This is a genomic window from Spiroplasma endosymbiont of Aleiodes alternator (assembly GCF_964031135.1).
Classification (GTDB): Bacteria; Bacillota_I; Bacilli_A; order Mycoplasmatales; family VBWQ01; genus Spiroplasma_E.
Genome location: NZ_OZ035008.1, coordinates 816,846 through 836,685 on the forward strand (window position 1 = coordinate 816,846; position 19,840 = coordinate 836,685).

Below are 19,840 nucleotides of genomic sequence, written 5' to 3' on the forward strand. Positions count from 1 at the left end.
TTTTATAAAACAAAATTAATTATAAGCTATATTAAGAATTAAAAAAGAATGGAATAATTATGAAACATAATTTATCGCCAAAGGTTGTAAATGAGATTGTTAATAATATTCATACTGACTATAATAATATTAGTAATCATTGATGAATTAAATTAATAAATAATCGTTTATGAATTAGTTTATGAATTATTACTACCATTATTGCTCTAATTGCTATTGGTGCTAGTATTGGTATTAACAAATCATCATTTATTAAAAAACCATTTACCATTATTAGTATTATTGGATTCATTGTTGGATGCTTTTTATTAGTGCAGAGTTTTGTATTAAAAACTAAAATTCATGAAAAATTAATAGAAGAATTACCAATTATTAACTATTATCAATGAGTTATTAAAGATAATAATTCACAAATGAATTTAACAACTATTAGTGATTATTGAACAATTGAACCACAAGGTAATTTACCTTTAGATGAACAACCTAATTATTATAATTATTGCCAACAAGTAATGATAGGAAGTATTAATGGTCAAAATTTTAACTATGGAAGTATCATTAACCAAAAAGTTATGTATGAGACAAGTTCTGGATATAATAGTGCTGCTCAAGTTATTGAAACAGAAAAAATTACTTGTTATTATGCACGTTTTGTTTATTATACAACTATTATTAAGAATAATAATTTTACAATGACATTAACACCACGTAATATATTTTCAAAAAAATTTCGTAGTAAAAAGAAAGTTCAATTAGAATCACATTTATTTGAAGATTTATTTGAAGTAAAATGTGATAATCAAATTAAATTAAGATTAATTTTAGAACCAAAAGTAATGAATTTACTTAATGAATTTGCTTATAGTTTAGGAAATAAAGATTTACCAGTTATTCACATAGAAAATGAACAATTAACATTAAGTTGAAAATATGAATTAGGAAAAAATCCTTATAATGATGGAAAAGGCAAATTGATGGTTTTACCCACTACTACTAATCTTGAAAAGTTTATTAATAAATTATTAGCAATGATTAGTAAAGATATTTTAAATTTAACGCAAGCACAAATGTGAGTTAATAGCTTACAATTATTATAATAATAATTTAAAAATAAGGTAGATAAAATTATGAATAACTATCAATTATTAAAATCAAGTTGAAAATGATTTAACAATAAATATTTGATGCAGACGATCTTATGAATATTGTTAACAATTTGTTTGATTATTTGTGCAATTTTATGAGAAGTTAAAAGTAGTATTTTTAATAAAATTTTAACATTTGATTTTTTTAATAATGCTAGTATTACTGATGAAACTGTTATTACTTTAAAAACTTATTTATATATTGCTATTTTTAGTAGTTGTATTGCAAGTAATACTTTAATATTTATTCAAATCAGATGTTGAATGAAAAAATATATTGAAAATAAATATAAGGTAATTTCAAATTTTGAAAATAATTTTTTTATTTTTAAAGCTTTATTAGTATTAAATGTTGCTAGAAACATTACTTATATTTTTTGTTTTACTAATGTTTTTACCACATTATTTGTTTTAACTTATTGATTTTGTTATTTTATTATTTATATTATTTTAGAAAAAATATTAGAAGAAAAAAATCAGATTCTTGGTAATCCTTGATGAAAAGATATAGAAAAACGATCATTATTTATTATTTTAGGTTTTGAAGTTTTATATTTAATTGTAAAAAATTCAATTTTGAATTTTACTAAGGGTACTATTAACATTGATCAAGTTTTAAAGTACTTTATTCCCGCTAGTTCTTTAGCATTAATATTAGCAGTCTTCATTCAAAGTTTAGTTAAAAATGATGTTAAAACTATTTTAAATAATATTAAAAATGTTAAAACCAAAGTTGATGATTTTAAAATATTTTATAATTGAGATTATAAAAATATCATTAGTGATTTTCTATTTGTTAAAGAAGCACCATTAATTATTCGAAATGAATTAAAACAAAAAGTATTAACTAATGAAGAAAAAAATAAAATATTTGAACTTTTACATGAAATTTATCAATTTCTAATATTTGTTGAAAAACAAAATATTAAAGTTAGTGAGTTGAAATATATTTATTATCATTTATTTTATGAAATAACAAACCGTGATGAAATTTCACAAATTAAAAATAGAATTATTAATACAAAAAAAATTTGAAGATAATACTAAAAAAGTAGTGATTATCTAAGGAAGTTTATTATGAAAAAAATATTAAAAATTATAAGTGTTTTTGCATTTACTAGTATTACTAGTATTAATATTAGTGCATGTGATGTTTTTCACAATTCATCAGTTGATTATCAGCAATTATTAGAAGATGCTGCAAATTTAATTACTAATAATACTTATCCCAATTTTAATAATTTTTTAAAACCCGAAAATAAAACTTATGTTTTTGATTTTAAAAAATTAATTGAAGACAATATTAGTACCTTGTTTAATACTGCTCCAGAAGATTTTAGTAATATTACTTATGAAATTACTAATGGTCAAGATGAAATAAAAAAAATTAGTACTACTAATATTAAAATTCATTTAGCTGTTTATAATAATTCTACGGTAAAAGATTGTAGTTTTGATGCTAATTTTAGTCCATTACAAGATTATATAAATGAAAAATTAGAACCATTAGTTAATGGAACACAATATTTATCAATTAACAAAAAAGACAGTGGTGGATTTTATAATGACTTAGTTACTGCTGGTGCTACTTTTAAAAGGGAAGAAAAAAATCAAAAAGAACAATATTTAAGAAATAATTCAGATAAAGCTAAAAATTTTTGAAAATTATTTCAAGAGTGAATTCCTTCTGAAGAAGTGAAAAACCCTTTACTTTGTAATATTTTAATTCCATTGTTAAATTTTATTCCAAAAAAACCCTTTACTTGGTTAACTTTTGATAATTTTAAACCATATTTGTTAAATGCTGGCGGCTATAATAATGTTATTGCTATTACTGGCAATAAAAAATTTGGTGATAAATATTATGATTATATAAAAATTGGATTAGAGGGTAAAAATTCAAAGGATATTGCTTTTGGTAATAAATATGAAGGTTTAACTTTTATTTTTACTACTAATAGTTAATTAATAAATTTTTAGTTCCTTTTTGAAAAGATAAAAATTAATTACGGGACTTTCCAGCAATCTGTGTAACTTAGTGATTTTACAACTAAAATTTATTTAAAAAACACAGTTTTTGGTAATGTTTAGTAATCTCTGTGTCACTTACAAAAATAACTATGTTTAATTAATTCTAGTAAATATAATTAAATGACTAGAAAGAGTGAGTTACAGATGGCTAAAAAGCAAAATATTAATAATAATGATCCAATATCAAAAGCAGTAGATTTATTATTAGAAAATACTGAAGATTTAACAACAGTTTTTAAAGAGGGAGGATTGTATAAAGAATTAACAAAAAGATTAGTAGAAAAAATGTTGAATTCTGAGATGCAAAATTATTTAGGATATGATAAGAATCAACATAGTAATAGTGACAATGCTCGTAATGGTATAAGTTCAAAAAAATTAATAACTCAACAAGGTAAAATTGAGATTGATGTACCACGAGATCGCAATAGTAATTTTAATCCTGTAATAGTTGCAAAAAGACAAAGAAGATTTGAAGGTTTTGATCAACAAGTTCTTTCTTTATATGCAAAAGGTATGACATTATCAGATATTAGAATGCAATTACAAGAGTTATATCATGGTGCTGATATTAGTGAAAGTGTTATTAGTCAAATTACTGATGATGTTATTGATGATGTAAAAGCATGGCAAAATCGACCATTAGAAAGTGTCTATCCGATTGTTTATTTTGATTGCATAATAGTGAAAGTACGACAAGATAAAAGGATTATTAATAAATCAGTTTATATAGCTTTAGGAGTTGATTTAGAAGGTAAAAAAGATGTTTTAGGTTTATGAATTAGTGAAAATGAAGGTGCTAAATTTTGATTAGCAAATTTAACAGAAATGAAAAATCGTGGCTTAAATGATATTCTTATTGCCTGCAGTGATAATTTAACAGGCATGTCAGAAGCAATACAATCAGTTTATCTTAAAACAGAACATCAATTATGCATAGTTCATCAAATTAGAAATAGTTTGAAATATGTCTCATATAAGCATAGAAAATCTCTAGTTGCAGATTTAAAACCAATTTATACTGCATGTAGTGAATAACAAGCAATGCAGGCTTTAGAATCCTTTGAAAATAAGTGAAATAAACAATATCCTCAAATTGCTAAATCTTGATATAAAAATTGAGATAATTTAATTGTTTTTATTAGTTATCCTGCAGAAATTAAAAGAGTGATTTATACAACAAATGCTATTGAATCTGTAAATAGTCAATTACGAAAAGTTATCAGAAATAAAAAAGTTTTTCCTAATGATATGGCAGTTTTTAAAATATTTTATTTAGCAATTGAAAATATAACAAAAAAATGAACAATGCCCATTCAAAATTGAAATACAGCAATTGCTCATTTTATGATAAAATTTGTAGATAGAATTAATCTAAACTAGTACTTTGTAAAACAAAGATACACAGATTACATAAAAGCCTCCAGTTTTTAGGAAAGTCCCAAAATTTATAACTAATTTTGTATTAAAAAAATTAAAAAAATATAGACAAGTTATAAAACACATGCTATTATTTTTTCATACCTTTTTAGGTTAAATAATATATGCGACTAAAAAAAGTAGTTTCACGTAATAATTATATTACTAGATGCTACTTTTTATTTTAAAAAAGTAGCAACTTAAGAAAATTATTATTATATATGAAAGAAGTGTTTAAAATGTCTCCTTTATTTACAGGTAATCAAAATCTTAATATTCGTAGAATGTCTGACGATAGTGCAATAAGTTTTTTGGGTTCAAGTGGTGATTTTTCTAGCATATCTAATAGTAGTACAATATCTATTTTTGAAGAAACTGCTATTAGAGAAAACAAATATTTATCAAAAATAACTAAACTTTTAGGTAAAAATATTACTTTTATTGTTGCTCTTTCTGCTAATATCACTGCTCAAATGATAATTACTACTACTGTTGCTAAAACACCATGAAATTGACAAACTATTAAGGATAGTTTGATATTTAGTGGTATACTTATTGGTTTTGATACAGCTATTGAACCTTTTATTTTTGGTTCAATCGAAAATATTGAAAATTGAGTTATAGATAAATGAAAAAACAATGAAAATAATATTAATGTAGGAAAAGAAATAATAAAAGTGATTCCTTTCTTATTATTTTTAAGTTATTCTGGTGTAATTTTGGATAGAGCTTCTAATAATATTTTAGATAATTGAATTTCAATGGAAATTTTTGGACAGACAACTATTGAATTTACTAGTTATGTGTTAAATATGACTTTTCATGGTGCAATCATTTCTAGGATAGAAAAAGTAATAAAATTAGGTTGAGAAAAAGTTAAAAGATTATTTAATAACAATATTAATGATATAGAAAATCAACTTCTTAATAGTGAACAAAATATTGATGAAAATAGTAATTTTTTTTATAAAAATATTTTACCATTATTTTTTATAACACCAATATCAATGGCTATAACATGAGGTACTGAGAATTATATATCTAATCAAGAATTTACTTGAAAAAAACTGTCCACAGATGCTCCAAAAGTTATTGGTGGTATAACTCTTTCTCTAGTTTCATCTTTACTTAATTGTATGGTTAATAAAGAAGGAATACCATTTCTTCCAAAACTGAGTACTGTTATAGATACTATTAAAAGATGAACTGGTTATCAACAAAATAATGGTAATATTGAACAATCAGTAACATCATGTCAATCTTCTATTAATGATTCTTGTTTAGTAGATGTTTTTAGTGAATTAGAAAGTATTGAAGAATTTTCTAGTATTATTGGACAATTATGTAATGAAGAAGAATGAAATTTTAAAAATGATGAAGAAAATGAAATCTTTTTTGATGCTGTTGAAGAGCAGAAAGTAAATAGTAATTTTGGATCTACTACTAAACCAAGAAATAACTATGGAACATTCAATAACTATTGTGAGCCTACAAATTCTTTGGATAATGGAATTAGTAGTTCAATTCTTAAAACAGAGTTTGATGAACAATCACTTCTTTCAAAGCCACGCTCATTTACTATATAAAAACAGTATATAATAAATGTATAATAATATTTCTATATTATATAATTATATGATTTTGAAATTTAATAAATCAGAAAAAAGTATTTTAGTAAATTAAAGTACTTTTTTTATTGTATATTTATTTTTTCAATTATAAATTTAAATTGGGATTTAATGAAAATACGGGACTTTCCTAAAAACTGTGTTTTTAAATAAATTTTAGTTGTAAAATCACTAAGTTACACAGATTGCTGGAAAGTCCCGAAAATACCATATAATTCAATATTATTTTATACTTTTTTAAATCCTGAATTGTAAATATAAATGGGACAAATGGGACAGTTTTTAAAATAATTGTATTAAGTCTATTGGGCTTTTATAAGATAGTGATTTTCTGGGTGTAGAATTAATTTGAAATGCTATAGCATTTAAGTCTTTTTGTTTATATAAAGATAGATCTGTAGATTTTGGTAAATATCTTCTTAAAATACCATTATTATTTTCATTTAAACCTCTTTGACAAGGTTTGCCAGGATCTGCAAAATAAATCTTAACATTGCAAATTTTTTCGATTAATTTTCATTTACTAAATTCTTTAGCACGATCAAAAGTAATAGTTTTAACTGTTCTTTTTTGTAACTTTGAAATAAATTTTATTATACTTTTTGTAATATTTTCTGCTTTATGATTTTTAGAAACTAAAGGAATTGTGGTTTTTGATCATATATCAGCTAAAGTAATAATAGAACTTTTATGATCTTTACCAATGATAGTATCAACCTCTAAATGACCAAATTCTTGTATATTTTTAATATTAGGAATGATTAAATTTCTTTCATGAATAGATTTACAATTATTAATTCGTCCTCTAGTTTCTTTTTGTTTATGAGGTTTATTTTTTCCTTTTCTCAATAAGTTATTTTCATCAAAACCCATTCGATTTGTTTTAAACATGTTATATAAAGTTTTTGTTGAAATACTTTTTATTTTATTTTCCTTTAAAAAATTAGCAATTATATCAAGCGCATAATTTTTAGTAATTAACAAATAATTAATAGTATTAATTTCTGCTAAAGTTAAAATTATTAATTTTCTACCTGCATTTTGCTTCTTTTTTTGAATTTGATTCAATATTTCTAATGGTAATAAGTTTTGATTTAATAATCTGCAAACTCTATGTACAGTTGATTTACTATAATCAACAGCTTTTGCTATTTTACGAATTGAAAATTCATAACTTTTATATTCTTTTATTGCTATTATTGATTCAATAGTCAGATACTTATACATTGTGCTAATTCCTTTCTTTTCTTAATTATAGAATTAACACAATTTAATTTTTATATAAATGTCCTTTTTAATTTTACAATTCAGGAATTTATAATTGTTTATATTAAATAAAGTTAGAAAAATTATATTTTTGATGAATCTTAATATTGGTACAAGGAAACCACTAATATAGACTTATTCCATAATTAAAAATTTTAATTTAAAAATATAGTTGACAATTAAAATTTTTAATTATGGAATAAGTCTAATGAAGGAATTTTTTTATGAGAAAAATTTCTAGAACCTTTTTTGTTTTATATAAAAACATTATGGGGACTTTCCTAAAAACTGTGTTTTTTAAATAAATTTTAGTTGTAAAATCACTAAGTTACACAGATTGCTGGAAAGTCCCGATCAGAAATATTTGCATATCTTTTAAACAGCGATTTGATTGCATAAATGCTTGGTATACCAATGATGCATCTTTTTTAGTACCTACACTATGTCCAATAATTTCGCGGTTAAATAGGTCAATTAATAAGCAAATATAGTTTCATTTGCCATTAACTTGAACATAAGTTAAATCACTAACAATAACTTCATTTTTAAGCCTATTATTAAAGTTTCTATTAACAAGATTGGTAATTTGATTATCATTAACTTTATTATGATTATTTTTGAATGATAATTTCGTGTATTTTGATATTAAATTATGTTCATTCATAATTTTTTTAATTTTTCTTCTTGATAAAGGAAAACCTTTATTTTCCATACTGACTTTTAATCTTCTAGTACCATAAACTTCTTTATTTTCTTTAAAAGCACTAATAACAGCTTGTTCATAAATATTATTTTGCATTTTATTTTCTTTTTTTCTTTAAATTAAAATAATATGTTGATTTAGAAATTTTTAAAAAACGACACATTGTGCGAATTTTATATTTAGATTTATTTTCAACCATAATCTCTATTTTCTGCCTATTATTAGTGCTGCTTGCTTTAAAATATCATTTTCCATTCTTAACTGTTTTAATTCTTTTCTTAATTTAATTAATTCATTTTCTTCAACAGAACGATTATCTTTAGTTTTAAAACTACCTGAATTAGTAAATTGCTTAATTCAATTATAAGTAGCTGCTCTTGTAACATTGTACTCTTTAGCAAGACAAGACACTGACTTACCACTTTGATATAAAGCTACTATTTGTTTTTTAAATTCATCTGAATATGAGTTAATATTGACCATAATTATAGTTCCTTTCTTTTAACTAATTTGTTCACTTGTCTACGTATGAACATCTAGAATAAAGTGTAACCCATCCACATTAGTTAATAATTTAACAATGTCATTACAATTTTTAAGACCAACAAGTAATTTTAATTAAAATTAAGAAAGTTACTTAAAAGAATAAAAATAAATATTTTATTAAAATATTCATTAATTGTTAATAAGACAAATGATGATTTAGTAATTTAAGAAAATTTAATTGAAAATGTAGATTTTAAATAAAATATTAGTATATAAAATTGATAATAAAAATATTCAAAGTATAATATAAAAATTCTTAATTAAAAATTGATTGAAACTAATTATAGTTTTCAATCAATTTTTTTAATATTTCTTTAGAAACTTGTGGATTTGCTTGTCCTTTAGTTAGTTTCATTAATTGACCCATAAAAAATTTCATTGCTTTTTCTGGATTGACTTTATAAATAGTAATCATGTTTTCATTTGCTTTTAAAATTGTGATTAATATTTTTTCTAAATCATTACTATCACTTACTAAAGTAATACCTAATGTTCTAATAAGATCGGTAGGGCTTTTTTCACTATTAATCATAATTGCATTTAATAACTGTTTACTTTGTTTATCATTAATTTTTTGCTCATAAACTAGACTAACTAATTGTGATAGATTATTAGCAGTAAGTTCGCTGTTTTTAATAGTAGTGTTATTAGTATTACAATAAGCTTGCACAGGACCTACTAAATAATTAAAGGTAGGTAATGCTAAATTATTAATGGTAACTGTTTTTTCAAAAATAGTTAATATTTCTACTTTGTCAATTAATAAATTAATATCTTTTGTTGTTAGATTGTATTGTTTTTTTAATCTTTCCATTATTTCCTTAGGCAATTCAGGAAGATTTTTAGCAATCATTTTGATTCATTTTTCGTCTAGTTGAATTGGAAAAATATTTGGTTCAGAAAAATATTTATAATCAATTTTATTTTCTTTGCTACGCATGCTAACGGTTTTATTAGTTTTTTCATCAAATCTTCTAGTTTCAAGATTAATTTTTTGTTTTTTATTTAAAATATTAGTTTGACGATTAATTTCATCATTTATTGCTAAAGTAATATTATGTGTAGAATTTAAGTTTTTAATTTCAACTTTGGTACCTAAAATATCACTACCATGTGGTTTTAACGATATATTAATATCACATCGTAATGAGCCTTCATTCATTTTAGCATCACTAACTTGTAAATGAATTAATAATTGACGTAGAGTATTAATATATGCTACTACTTGTTCACTTGTGTTAAAAATTGGTTTAGTAACAATTTCCAATAAGGGAATTCCCGCTCGATTATAGTCTAATAATGTTTTTTTATTATTATGAATTTGTTTTGCTGTATCTTCTTCAATATGTAAGCGTTCAAAACTAACAATAAATTCTTCATTATTTACAACTATTGGTAATTCACCATTTGTGCCAATTGGATGAAAAAATTGTGTGATTTGATAACCTTTAGGTAAATCGGGATAAAAATAACTTTTTCGATCAAAACGTAAGAGTGGATCAATATTCATTTTTAAAGCAGTACATGTTTGAATTGCCATTATAATAACAGCTTGATTAACTGTTGGTAATGTTCCTGGATATCCGCAATCAATGGCATTAATTTGAGTATTTGGTTTTTGACCAAAAGTATTGGCGGCGTTGGAAAAACATTTAGTTTTAGTTTTTAATTCACAGTGGATTTCAATACCCATTACAACATCATATTTATTATTCATGATCATCACCTAGTAGTTTATTATTAAAATTAATTTTTTTACTTAAAAATGAAGCAATATTCAATATAACTTGATCATTGAAAGGTGCACCATTAATATTAAAACCAATCGGTAAACCATTAACAGTAGTTAACGGAATATTAATGCTTGGTCCACCATTTAAATTAGAAAGTAGTAGTAAGTCTTCTAAATAATCATGTTCACTTTTAATAACTTTTTTTTGTTCTAATACATCTTTAATTTTTGGAGCTGGATTAATATTTGGCATAATAATGAAAGCATCATATTTTTTAAAGATAGTATTTAAATGTTCAACAATTAATCTTCTTACTTTTTTAGCTTTGTTAAATAATTCTTCTTGATGATTTTCAGATAAAGCATATGCACCAATAATGTATCTGCGTTTTACCATATCACCGAAACCAAATGTTCGTGAATTTGTCATAACTTCTTGATAATTTTTACCATTTTTACGAACACCAAAATTAATACCAGTTAGATTTGCGTGGCAACTAGTTGCTTCAGCAAAAGAAATAATCATATAGACTGGTAATAAAGATTGTAATAATTCTTTATTAAATTCAATTTGTTGAACTTTTGCACCACCATCAGTTAAATGCTTTATTGCTTCATCAAAACTAGATTTAACTATATCATTTCACTGATAATCATTATAATTTAAAATAGCAATATTTTTACCTTCTATATTTTGATTTAAGTTTTGAGTATAATCTTTTTCTTTACTTTGAACACTAGTAAAGTCTTGTTCATCAAATAAAGCAATACTATCCAAGACAATGGCAATATCTTCGACATGATTAGTAAATATACCAACTGTGTCTAAACTTGGAGCATAAGGAAAAACACCATTTCTTGAAATTAAACCATATGTTGGTTTAAAACCAACAATACCACAATAAGCGGCAGGTTTACGTATTGAATCACCAGTATCTGTTCCTAAAGCAAATGGTACAATTCCAGCAGCGACTAAAGCTGCACTGCCACTAGAACTACCACCAGTGATATGTTTTAAATTCCAAGGGTTTAAGACATGACCAGTAGCTGCATATAAACCATCTCCACCCATTCCTAGTTCATCAAGAGCAGTTTTAGCTATATTAATGGCTTTATTATTTGTTAATAACATATTAACAGTACTGTCATAATTAGGAATAAAATTAGCAAGAATTTTTGATGAACCTGTTGTTAAGAAATTAATAGTAGCAATATTATCTTTCATTACAAATGGAATTGCTGCTAATAAATTATCATTAATTTCTTGTTCAGTAATTGATTTTGTTTGTTTAATGGCATTTTGTTCCAGTGAAGTAACAACAGCATTTAATTTTTTGAATTGTTCTAATCGTTTGTATACTAATTTAGTTAATTGTTCTGGAGTAAGTATTTTTGTTTTTAATAGTTCATGAAGTTGACGAATTGAAAGTTGGTGGTAATTAATTTTCATGATTAATCACCTGATTAATACTAATGTAATTATTTTCAACTTCTGGAGCAATATTTAAAACAGTTTTAGATGTTAAATGAGTTCCAACATTATCGGAACGTAATAAATTATTAATAATAGGAAATGGGTAATTTAAAGGTTCAATATCATTTGTATTAATATTTGTCACAATTTCCATTTGTTTTTCAATAGCTTTAAATTCTAGTAAAAGATTTTCACATTGTTCTTCGCTTAAATTGAACATAAGTTCGTTAGCAAATTCATGTAGCATTTTTGTTGTCATTTTCTTTTCAATTTTATCCATTTTTTGCTACCTCTTTCAATAAATTTTGTAATTGCTCTTCATTAATAATTTTAACATTAAGTTTGCGTGCTTGTGCTAATTTATTTCCTGGATTTTCTCCAACAATTAAATAAGAAGTATTATTACTAATAGTATTGGTAATTTTAGCACCATAGTTATTTAATAATTGAATGAATTCGTTACGACTTTTAGTTAAAGTTCCTGTTAAGACAAAAGTTTTACCATTCAATACTTGTGATTGGTTTTTTTGTAAATAATTAAAGTTAAGTTTAAAGTTTTGCAAGTTAGTAATTAGTTGTTGATTAGTAGGATTAAGGAAATAATCAATAACACTAGTAGAAATTGTTGGACCAATTTCATTAGTATTAGCTAGATCATCAAAGGTTGCTTCCATTAAGTTATTTAAAGTTAAATATTTTTTTGCAAGAATAATTGCTGTTTTTTGGCCAACATGGCGAATTCCCAAACCGAATAAAAGTCTTTCTAAGGAATTTTGTTTTGATAGAATAATTGAATTAGCAAGATTAGTGAAAGATTTTTCACCAAAACGTGGTAATGATAGTATTTCTTTTCGTAAATTAACTAAATTGTAAATATCACTAATAGTTTTAATTCATTTTAAATCTAAAAAACGTAATAATATTTTTTCATTTAAACCAATAATATCCATAGCATTTCTTGAACAGAAGTGCATTAATGATTTAAGAATTCGTGATGGACAATCACTATTAATGCAAAATTGATCAACTTCTGGCGGAACTTGTTCCAATTTTGTTTTACACACTGGACAATGGATAGCTTTTTTAAAAAAAATATTGTTTATTTGACGATTACTAATAATTGGGGCAATTACTTCTGGAATAATATCACCCGCTTTTTTAACACTTACTAAATCATTAATACGTAAATCACGATTAATAATATAATCACCATTATGAAGTGTGGCAAAAGTAACGGTAGTACCAGCAATTATCACTGGTTGTAATCTAGCATTATAGGTTATTTTTCCTGTTCTACCAACAGTTGGAAATATATCTAAAAGCTTAGTAACACTAGTAACAGCAGGAAATTTATAAGCTATTGCTCATTTTGGCGCCTTATTAGTTCTTCCTAACATATCATAACTGGTTAGATCATTAATTTTAATGACAATACCATCAATTTCATATGGTAATGTATTTCTTAACTTTTCATATTTCTGAATATAAGTTCATACTTCTTCAATATTTTTACATAACTGTCATTTTTCATTAATTTTGAAACCATATTTTTGTAAGGTAAATAATGCTTGTTCATGGGTTTTAATATTATCATTAGTAGCATTAATATAATAGTAAAGAAAACCATCTAATTTTCTTGAATTAACAATATTAATATCAAGTTGGCGAATAGTACCGGCTGCAGCATTGCGAGGATTAGCAAAGAGTGGTAAGTTTTGTTGTTGTTGTTTTTCATTAATGCGATTAAATTCTTCTTTACTTAAATATATTTCTCCTCTTACTTCTAATTTAGAATTAATTGGTATTGTTTTTGGTATTGTTTTAATTGTCAAAATATTATTGGTAATGTCTTCACCAGCAATACCATCACCTCTGGTAGCAGCAGTTTTTATTTTTCCTTTTTCATAAGTTATAGAAATTGATAGACCATCAATTTTTAGCTCACAAACATATTCAATGTTATTTTCTGATAATGTTTTTTTAATTTGTTGATCAAATTTTAGTAAATCTTCATAGTTAAAGGCATTACCCAAACTTAGCATTGGTTGTTGGTGAAAAATTTTTGTTAAAGAATTAAGTGGTTTATTACCAACAGTTTTAGTTGGAGAATCATTACTATTAAATTGGAGATATTGTTCTTCTAATTTTATTAATCTATGATAGGCGCTATCATAAAGTTCGTCACTAACAGTAGGTTTATCTAAAACATGATATTCATAATTTCATTGTTTAATTTGGTTTCTTAATTGTATTATTTCATTTTTAATATCATTATTTTTGTTACTCATATTACTTTCTCCCCTAATTGGTTTGTTAATAAGACATAATTAATTATAAATGAATTATTACTTTAATTGTAATATTGTTTTATAAAAGTATAATTTAGTAATGTAAATAAAATAAATAAATAATAATATACATTTTTTTAAAAAAATGATTATAATAAAATTAGTATTAAAAAATAATGGCTAATTAAGTATTTAGTTTTTAAACTCCTGTTAAGTTTATTTTGACTTAAAGGTTTTTTATATATAACTAGACACATTTTTTAATATTAACCTTTGATAAGTTTTAAGTATAGTATTAAAACTAAAAATAATTACTTTAATTTTATATGAGTTAGGAGTAAGTTATGAAAGATACATATGCATCTGTTCGTTTAGCACAAAAGCCAGAAAATGCTTTTGCTTGTCATCGATGTGGTAGGGTTATTTTAATTGCCGAATTTTTAGAAGCAAAAAATATTCAATTGAATTGTAATCGATGTGGTTTTAAAAAGCATGTTGAAAAAATTAAAATAGAAAAAAAAGCAGAAATTGAAAAAACTAGAATTGCTGCTATTTCTTCGAAAAATTCTTCTAAAAAATAATTTAGATTAGATTAATATTAATAATATTATAAAAAAAGAACTCAATTGAGTTCTTTTTTACTTATTTTTTAGTTTTTTCATTTAAATACTCTTGATAATTGTTATTTACTTGTTCTCAATTGATAACTTTTAATAATGCTTGTAAGTATTTCTCTTGTTCGTTTTTATATTGTAGATAATGTGCATGTTCTCATACATCAATAGCGATCAATGGATACATATTCAAGAATCATGGATTGTCTTGATTAAAAGTTTTGTATAGTCTTAATGTACCATTATTGTCAATTACTAATCATGCTCAACCACTTCCAAAAATATCTATGGCAGTTTTTGTTAAAGCAGCTTCAAATTTTTCATAAGATTCAAAGCGATTAATTATTGCTTTACCAATAGTTGATTTTTCATTAAAACCTTTATTTTTCCCCAATAGTGAAAAGAAAAGATTATGATTAATTACTCCCCCACCAAATTGTCGAATGCTACTTTGTAATTTTTTTACATTACAAGTTTCTTTATCCTCACATATATCTTCTAATTTACAATAATTACTTAATAAACGATTTAGTTCCCCTTTAGTTTCAAGATTATAATCAGAAAAAACTTTCGGATGTTTATCCATCACTAATTTTAAAGAAGTTAAATATTTCTTATGAAGTTCTTCATAATGATGTTTCATTGTTTCTTGTGAAATATAAGGTTCTAAAGCATCATAATTATATGGTAAATCGATAATATTAATCTTGTATTTAGGCATTCTTTTCTATCCTCCTTTTCTTTTTAAACTCTTCACATATAAATATTGCATTACATTATAATAAATTAATGTAAAATTACAAGTTTATTATATTACAAGATTTCTTACTATATGTTATAATAAAAATTAATATTAAATACTAATTTTACTAACAAAGGGTGAAAGTTTTCGTGCAGTACTTATACATGTTTAATAAAAAATCTAATCAAATTAATGTTTCTCACAACAATGATATCATACGTAGAATTAATGTAAACCAAACTGATAACATTAATAGTAATAATTTAGAAAAAAATGAACAAAAACAGTCATTTATTGATAAATTTACTTCAAAATCACTTAGTTGTGATGACACCAATAACTTTAGTTTCAAAACAGCCAGTTGGACTCTAACAATAATTTATCTTATATCTTTTATTATAATTCCAATTCTTTATAGTTTAATCAAAACTTATGCTGTAAAAGATACTAGTCAAAGTTCATTTCTTAGTCTTTTTATTTTTAGTTTATTGCCAATTTTTGGGTTAGTTGTTTCACTTGGTATTGATTGAGAAACTATGATTAAAAAAGGTGGGTGGGCTGCTTATAGTCATAGTGTATTTGGTTTTATTAGTTTAGTATTTGTTCTTTTATTTTTTATTGTAACAAAAGTTATTAGTGGTAAAGATGATGATGTAACTTCGCTTGCTACTAGATTTTTAATTCAACAGTTATTTCAAATGTTAGGATCAATTTTAGTATTAATATTTTGTAGATCATTACGTGAGAGAATTATTACTACTTTAAAAGAAGCAAATTTAGATTTAATAACTTGAGTTACCATTTTTGCTGTTATTGGTACTATTTTAAATATTATTTTCAACATAATTCCTAAATTTAGTGAATTTAATATGTTAACAAGTAATAATACTTCAAAAAATCAAGATGTTTTAAACTTATTAATGAATAGTCCATATGGCATTTTTGTTTTAGTTCTTAGTACTATTTTTATTGCTCCAATTAATGAAGAAATATCATATCGTCATGGTACTTTTACCATTGTTTGTTATCGTTGGTTAGCATATGCTGCTTCGTTAATTTATTTCCCATCAATGCATGTTATGGAGAATGGTGATTGAAATAATATTATTGGTTATTTAGGATTTAGTATTATATTACCCTTATTATTTATAATGACACGCGGTAATACTACATATACTATTGGTTTACATGCTTTTTCTAATCTAATTGCAACTATTTCTGGTTTTATTAATAAAAATTAAAAGGAGAAATTATGACTACCCTAACAATTACTGCCAATGATGCTGATCAAACTTTAATTAATTATTTAAAAAAAGTATTTAAAACACTACCACTCTCAAAAATTTATCGTTTATTTAGAACAAAAAAAATCAGAGTTAATAATAAAACTACTACTGATTTTAAATATCGCTTACAAGAAAATGATTTAGTAGTCATTTATGAAAGTAATTTAGTTGTTAACTATAAACCAGAAAAAATTACTAAAGAAGCACCAATTGAATTGTTTTATGAAGATGATAATTTTTTAATTGTTAATAAAGATCATAATATTGTTGTCCATCAACCATATGGTTCTTGCTTAGATAACATGGTAAAATATTATTTACAACAAAAATACCTGAAGAAGAAACGTGAGCAAACATTTAATATTAGTCATCAGTATCGTTTAGATAAACTAACTAAGGGTTTAATTATTTATCCAAAAAATAAAATGACACAAAACGCACTTCATAATGCTACCAAAAATGGTCAAATTATTAAAAAATATTTGGCTATTTGTTCTGGCCAATTAACTAAAAATTTAAATATTTCTGGTTATATTACTCATGATGAGTTAACAATGAAAATGAAATTTTCAATTGAACCAAGTGAACAAAGTAAAAGTTGTAGCACCATCTTTACACCAATATTTAATACTAAAGACTTTACTTTAGTTGAGTGTCAATTAGTTACTGGTAGAAAACATCAAATTCGTAGTACTTTACAATTTTTAAATTTACCAATTGTTGGTGACACTAAGTATGGGTCAACAATAGTTACTCCTAATAAAATTGCATTATTTGCTTATTATTTGTCATTTAATGATTTAGAAGAACCATTTACTTATTTGAATGATCAAAATTTTATAATAAAAGATTTAAAAACAGATTTAATTAAACAGATTAAAAAAGAAAAATGATAAAATGTAATCTATACTAATATATAGATTACATTTTTATTTTTTTGCTATTTTTTTATTTTAATAGTGATTAATAATATTGAACTTTTAATTTTGGGTTGTTAACATATTTAAGTAAAAAACAAAATTAGTTTTATTTGTATAGATTGGGTGAAGTAATGACAACTAAAAAAGGTATTTTTAATACAATTGTTGGTGTTATCATGACAATTGTTATCTCTATTTTACAGTTAACTTTTCTTTATGTTACTGGTTTAGCATACGGTGAAAAAATTAATGGTTTAATTCGTGTTATTATTTCTTTTTTGACTTACCTTAGTTTGACAGAAGGAGGACTTGGTTTAATTACCATTTTTTCTTTATATCGTCCTTTACAAAATGATGATTATGAAACCGTCAACGATATTATTAATACGACAAGAAAAAATTATCATCATTCAGGAAGAATATATTTAATTATTCTTGTCAGTGCTGGTTTTATTTTAGGATTAGCTAGTGTTCATTTACCAGAAATTGGTTTAGATATGGAAATTCCTTTTTGACAAGTAGCACTTATTATTATTTCTTTAGGATCACGTGAATTAATCTTTTTTTATTTTAGTGGTGCTTATCAAAATTTAATTCAAGCTGATCAAAAAGGTTATTTAAATCGTTTAATTTTTATTTTTTCAGAGATTATTATGTATATTTTACTAATGACGTTATTAGTTATTAGAAAATCTGATGGTAAACCAATAGATATGTATATTCCTTTTTTTGCTTATTTTGTTTGTGGTGTATTAAAAGCATTTGTTACTTTTATCGTTATTAAAATTGAATATCCATGATTACAACATAAAAAATGAACACAACAAAAAAGGATGCTAAAACAATCATGATGAGTAGCCCTGAATCGTTTACCTGACATGATTATTTCTAACATTGATATTATTTTAATTACTTTATTTTTATCACTGACAACAACATCAATTTACACTATTTATATTATTATTGCCACAACAATGCGCTCAATTGCTTTAATTTTAATTAGTTCTTTTCGCGAAGTTTTTGGATATTGAATTGCCAAAAGTGGACGAATTAGATGAACTGTGTATACTAAATTTGAGTTATATGCTTATATGATTGCTGGTTTTTTATTTATTAATCAATTTATTATTACTCAATATTTAGTGTCTGCTTTAAGTATTACAAATATTAATAATTCTGATGGTAATTTTGATTCTTCAAAAAATCTTTTTATTAATTTATTTTTGTCACAACCATGATTTATTTTACTTTTATCTTTAAAAAATACAATTCAAGTGGCAACCGAACCAGGAAAAGTTATTGTAAATGCTACAGTAAAACACAAAGAAACAATTTGAGGTTCATATATTCAATCAATAATAAATCTTGTTTTAGGTGTTATTTTGGGTTGAATACTATCAAATTTAGGTTGAAAACATCAAAGTTATCAATATTTATCATTAAGTTTATATATGATTCTTTTATCAAGTTGTATTGGTTGAGTTTATCGTTTAATTTCAATCTGAGTTTATGTTTGAAAACATTTGACGTATAATAGTGATTTACGTTTTATTATTCAAAATACTTTAGTGTTAATTATTCCAATTTTAGCAGTAACATTATTTGGATGTCTTTATTTCTTTGATAAATATCCACCAACATATAATTTCACAGATTATAGTATTGTATTACGAGTTATCGGTTATTCATTATTGTATTCATCAATTTTAATTTTTGGTTTAGCAATGACTATTAATTTTCGTCAGTTTTGATCAATTTTTAATTTTAAGAAATTCTTTACTAATTTATTTTCACGTAAACGTAAGCAAAAAGCATTTATGAATCAAGAAGTACAAGAATTTTTTAAAGATAGTAATAAACCTAAAAATAACTTTTCTAATAAAACATTTGATTGAACTGCTACTTATCAAAGTACCAATATGAACGTTGATAACTTTATTGAACAAGAGTTGTTACGAAGAAAAAAAGAAGTAGATATTAAAAGTGAAACAAAAGAATCTGAAAATTCTTCTATTCGCGTTGGTATTTATAAAATTAGAGGTTAGT

At 23.8% G+C, this 19,840-nt stretch carries 16 protein-coding genes and 1 pseudogene; 9 read left to right on the plus strand and 8 right to left on the minus strand.

Annotation, left to right across the window (positions count from 1 at the left end):
* Positions 1–59 precede the first annotated feature (59 nt).
* The 5 genes and pseudogenes from ACQH20_RS04835 (at position 60) to ACQH20_RS04855 (ending at position 6,181) form a co-directional block, all read left to right on the plus strand.
* Positions 60–1,097, plus strand: coding sequence for a DUF3137 domain-containing protein (locus ACQH20_RS04835; RefSeq protein WP_425376721.1), 1,038 nt, complete (start codon positions 60–62; stop codon positions 1,095–1,097).
* A gap of 30 nt (positions 1,098–1,127) precedes the next feature.
* Complete coding sequence (locus ACQH20_RS04840; RefSeq protein ID WP_425376722.1) at positions 1,128–2,186, plus strand: hypothetical protein; 1,059 nt, start codon at positions 1,128–1,130, stop codon at positions 2,184–2,186.
* A gap of 36 nt (positions 2,187–2,222) precedes the next feature.
* Complete coding sequence (locus tag ACQH20_RS04845) at positions 2,223–3,110, plus strand: hypothetical protein (RefSeq protein WP_425376723.1); 888 nt, start codon at positions 2,223–2,225, stop codon at positions 3,108–3,110.
* 210 nt (positions 3,111–3,320) lie between these two features.
* Positions 3,321–4,559: pseudogene (locus tag ACQH20_RS04850) on the plus strand (IS256 family transposase).
* Between the two features lie 275 nt (positions 4,560–4,834).
* Positions 4,835–6,181, plus strand: coding sequence for a hypothetical protein (locus tag ACQH20_RS04855; protein ID WP_425376724.1), 1,347 nt, complete (start codon positions 4,835–4,837; stop codon positions 6,179–6,181).
* 324 nt (positions 6,182–6,505) lie between these two features.
* On the opposite strand, the gene ACQH20_RS04860 is transcribed toward ACQH20_RS04855, so the two are convergent.
* The 7 genes from ACQH20_RS04860 to ligA form a co-directional block, all read right to left on the minus strand.
* Complete coding sequence (locus tag ACQH20_RS04860; protein WP_425376725.1) at positions 6,506–7,450, minus strand: IS30 family transposase; 945 nt, start codon at positions 7,448–7,450, stop codon at positions 6,506–6,508.
* Positions 7,451–7,817: 367 nt separating this feature from the next.
* Positions 7,818–8,288 carry an IS3 family transposase gene (locus ACQH20_RS04865; protein ID WP_425376726.1) on the minus strand — a complete coding sequence of 157 codons (471 nt, stop codon included), beginning with the start codon at positions 8,286–8,288 and terminating at the stop codon, positions 7,818–7,820.
* 108 nt (positions 8,289–8,396) lie between these two features.
* Positions 8,397–8,675: a transposase gene (locus ACQH20_RS04870; protein ID WP_425376727.1), complete on the minus strand. Its 279-nt coding sequence runs from the start codon at positions 8,673–8,675 to the stop codon at positions 8,397–8,399.
* A 340-nt stretch (positions 8,676–9,015) separates the two neighbouring features.
* A complete protein-coding gene (gene gatB, locus ACQH20_RS04875; RefSeq protein ID WP_425376728.1) occupies positions 9,016–10,455 on the minus strand; it encodes an Asp-tRNA(Asn)/Glu-tRNA(Gln) amidotransferase subunit GatB in 1,440 nt (479 codons plus the stop codon).
* On the minus strand, positions 10,448–11,920 hold the full coding sequence (locus ACQH20_RS04880) for an amidase family protein (protein ID WP_425376729.1): 1,473 nt from the start codon (positions 11,918–11,920) through the stop codon (positions 10,448–10,450). Before ACQH20_RS04880 ends, gatB begins: the two co-directional genes overlap by 8 nt.
* Positions 11,910–12,224: an Asp-tRNA(Asn)/Glu-tRNA(Gln) amidotransferase subunit GatC gene (gene gatC, locus ACQH20_RS04885; RefSeq protein ID WP_338959780.1), complete on the minus strand. Its 315-nt coding sequence runs from the start codon at positions 12,222–12,224 to the stop codon at positions 11,910–11,912. Before gatC ends, ACQH20_RS04880 begins: the two co-directional genes overlap by 11 nt.
* Positions 12,217–14,232 (minus strand): NAD-dependent DNA ligase LigA, encoded by a 2,016-nt coding sequence (gene ligA, locus ACQH20_RS04890; protein ID WP_425376730.1) that lies wholly within the window; start codon positions 14,230–14,232, stop codon positions 12,217–12,219. The genes gatC and ligA overlap by 8 nt, the downstream gene beginning before the upstream one ends.
* 344 nt (positions 14,233–14,576) lie before the next feature.
* On the opposite strand from ligA, the gene ACQH20_RS04895 reads away from it, so the two are divergent.
* Positions 14,577–14,813, plus strand: coding sequence for a hypothetical protein (locus tag ACQH20_RS04895; RefSeq protein ID WP_252319187.1), 237 nt, complete (start codon positions 14,577–14,579; stop codon positions 14,811–14,813).
* A 61-nt stretch (positions 14,814–14,874) separates the two neighbouring features.
* Here ACQH20_RS04895 and ACQH20_RS04900 read toward each other — a convergent pair whose 3' ends face one another.
* Entirely contained in the window at positions 14,875–15,567 is a 693-nt protein-coding gene (locus ACQH20_RS04900) for a superoxide dismutase (protein WP_342260627.1), read from the minus strand.
* A 185-nt stretch (positions 15,568–15,752) separates the two neighbouring features.
* Here ACQH20_RS04900 and ACQH20_RS04905 point away from each other — a divergent pair, with 185 nt between their 5' ends.
* From ACQH20_RS04905 to ACQH20_RS04915, 3 genes are all read left to right on the plus strand, one after another.
* Positions 15,753–16,829 (plus strand): CPBP family intramembrane glutamic endopeptidase, encoded by a 1,077-nt coding sequence (locus tag ACQH20_RS04905; protein ID WP_425376731.1) that lies wholly within the window; start codon positions 15,753–15,755, stop codon positions 16,827–16,829.
* A gap of 11 nt (positions 16,830–16,840) precedes the next feature.
* Entirely contained in the window at positions 16,841–17,770 is a 930-nt protein-coding gene (locus ACQH20_RS04910; RefSeq protein WP_425376732.1) for a pseudouridine synthase, read from the plus strand.
* A 155-nt stretch (positions 17,771–17,925) separates the two neighbouring features.
* Positions 17,926–19,839 carry a hypothetical protein gene (locus tag ACQH20_RS04915; protein WP_425376733.1) on the plus strand — a complete coding sequence of 638 codons (1,914 nt, stop codon included), beginning with the start codon at positions 17,926–17,928 and terminating at the stop codon, positions 19,837–19,839.
* The last annotated feature ends 1 nt before the right edge of the window (position 19,840 follow it).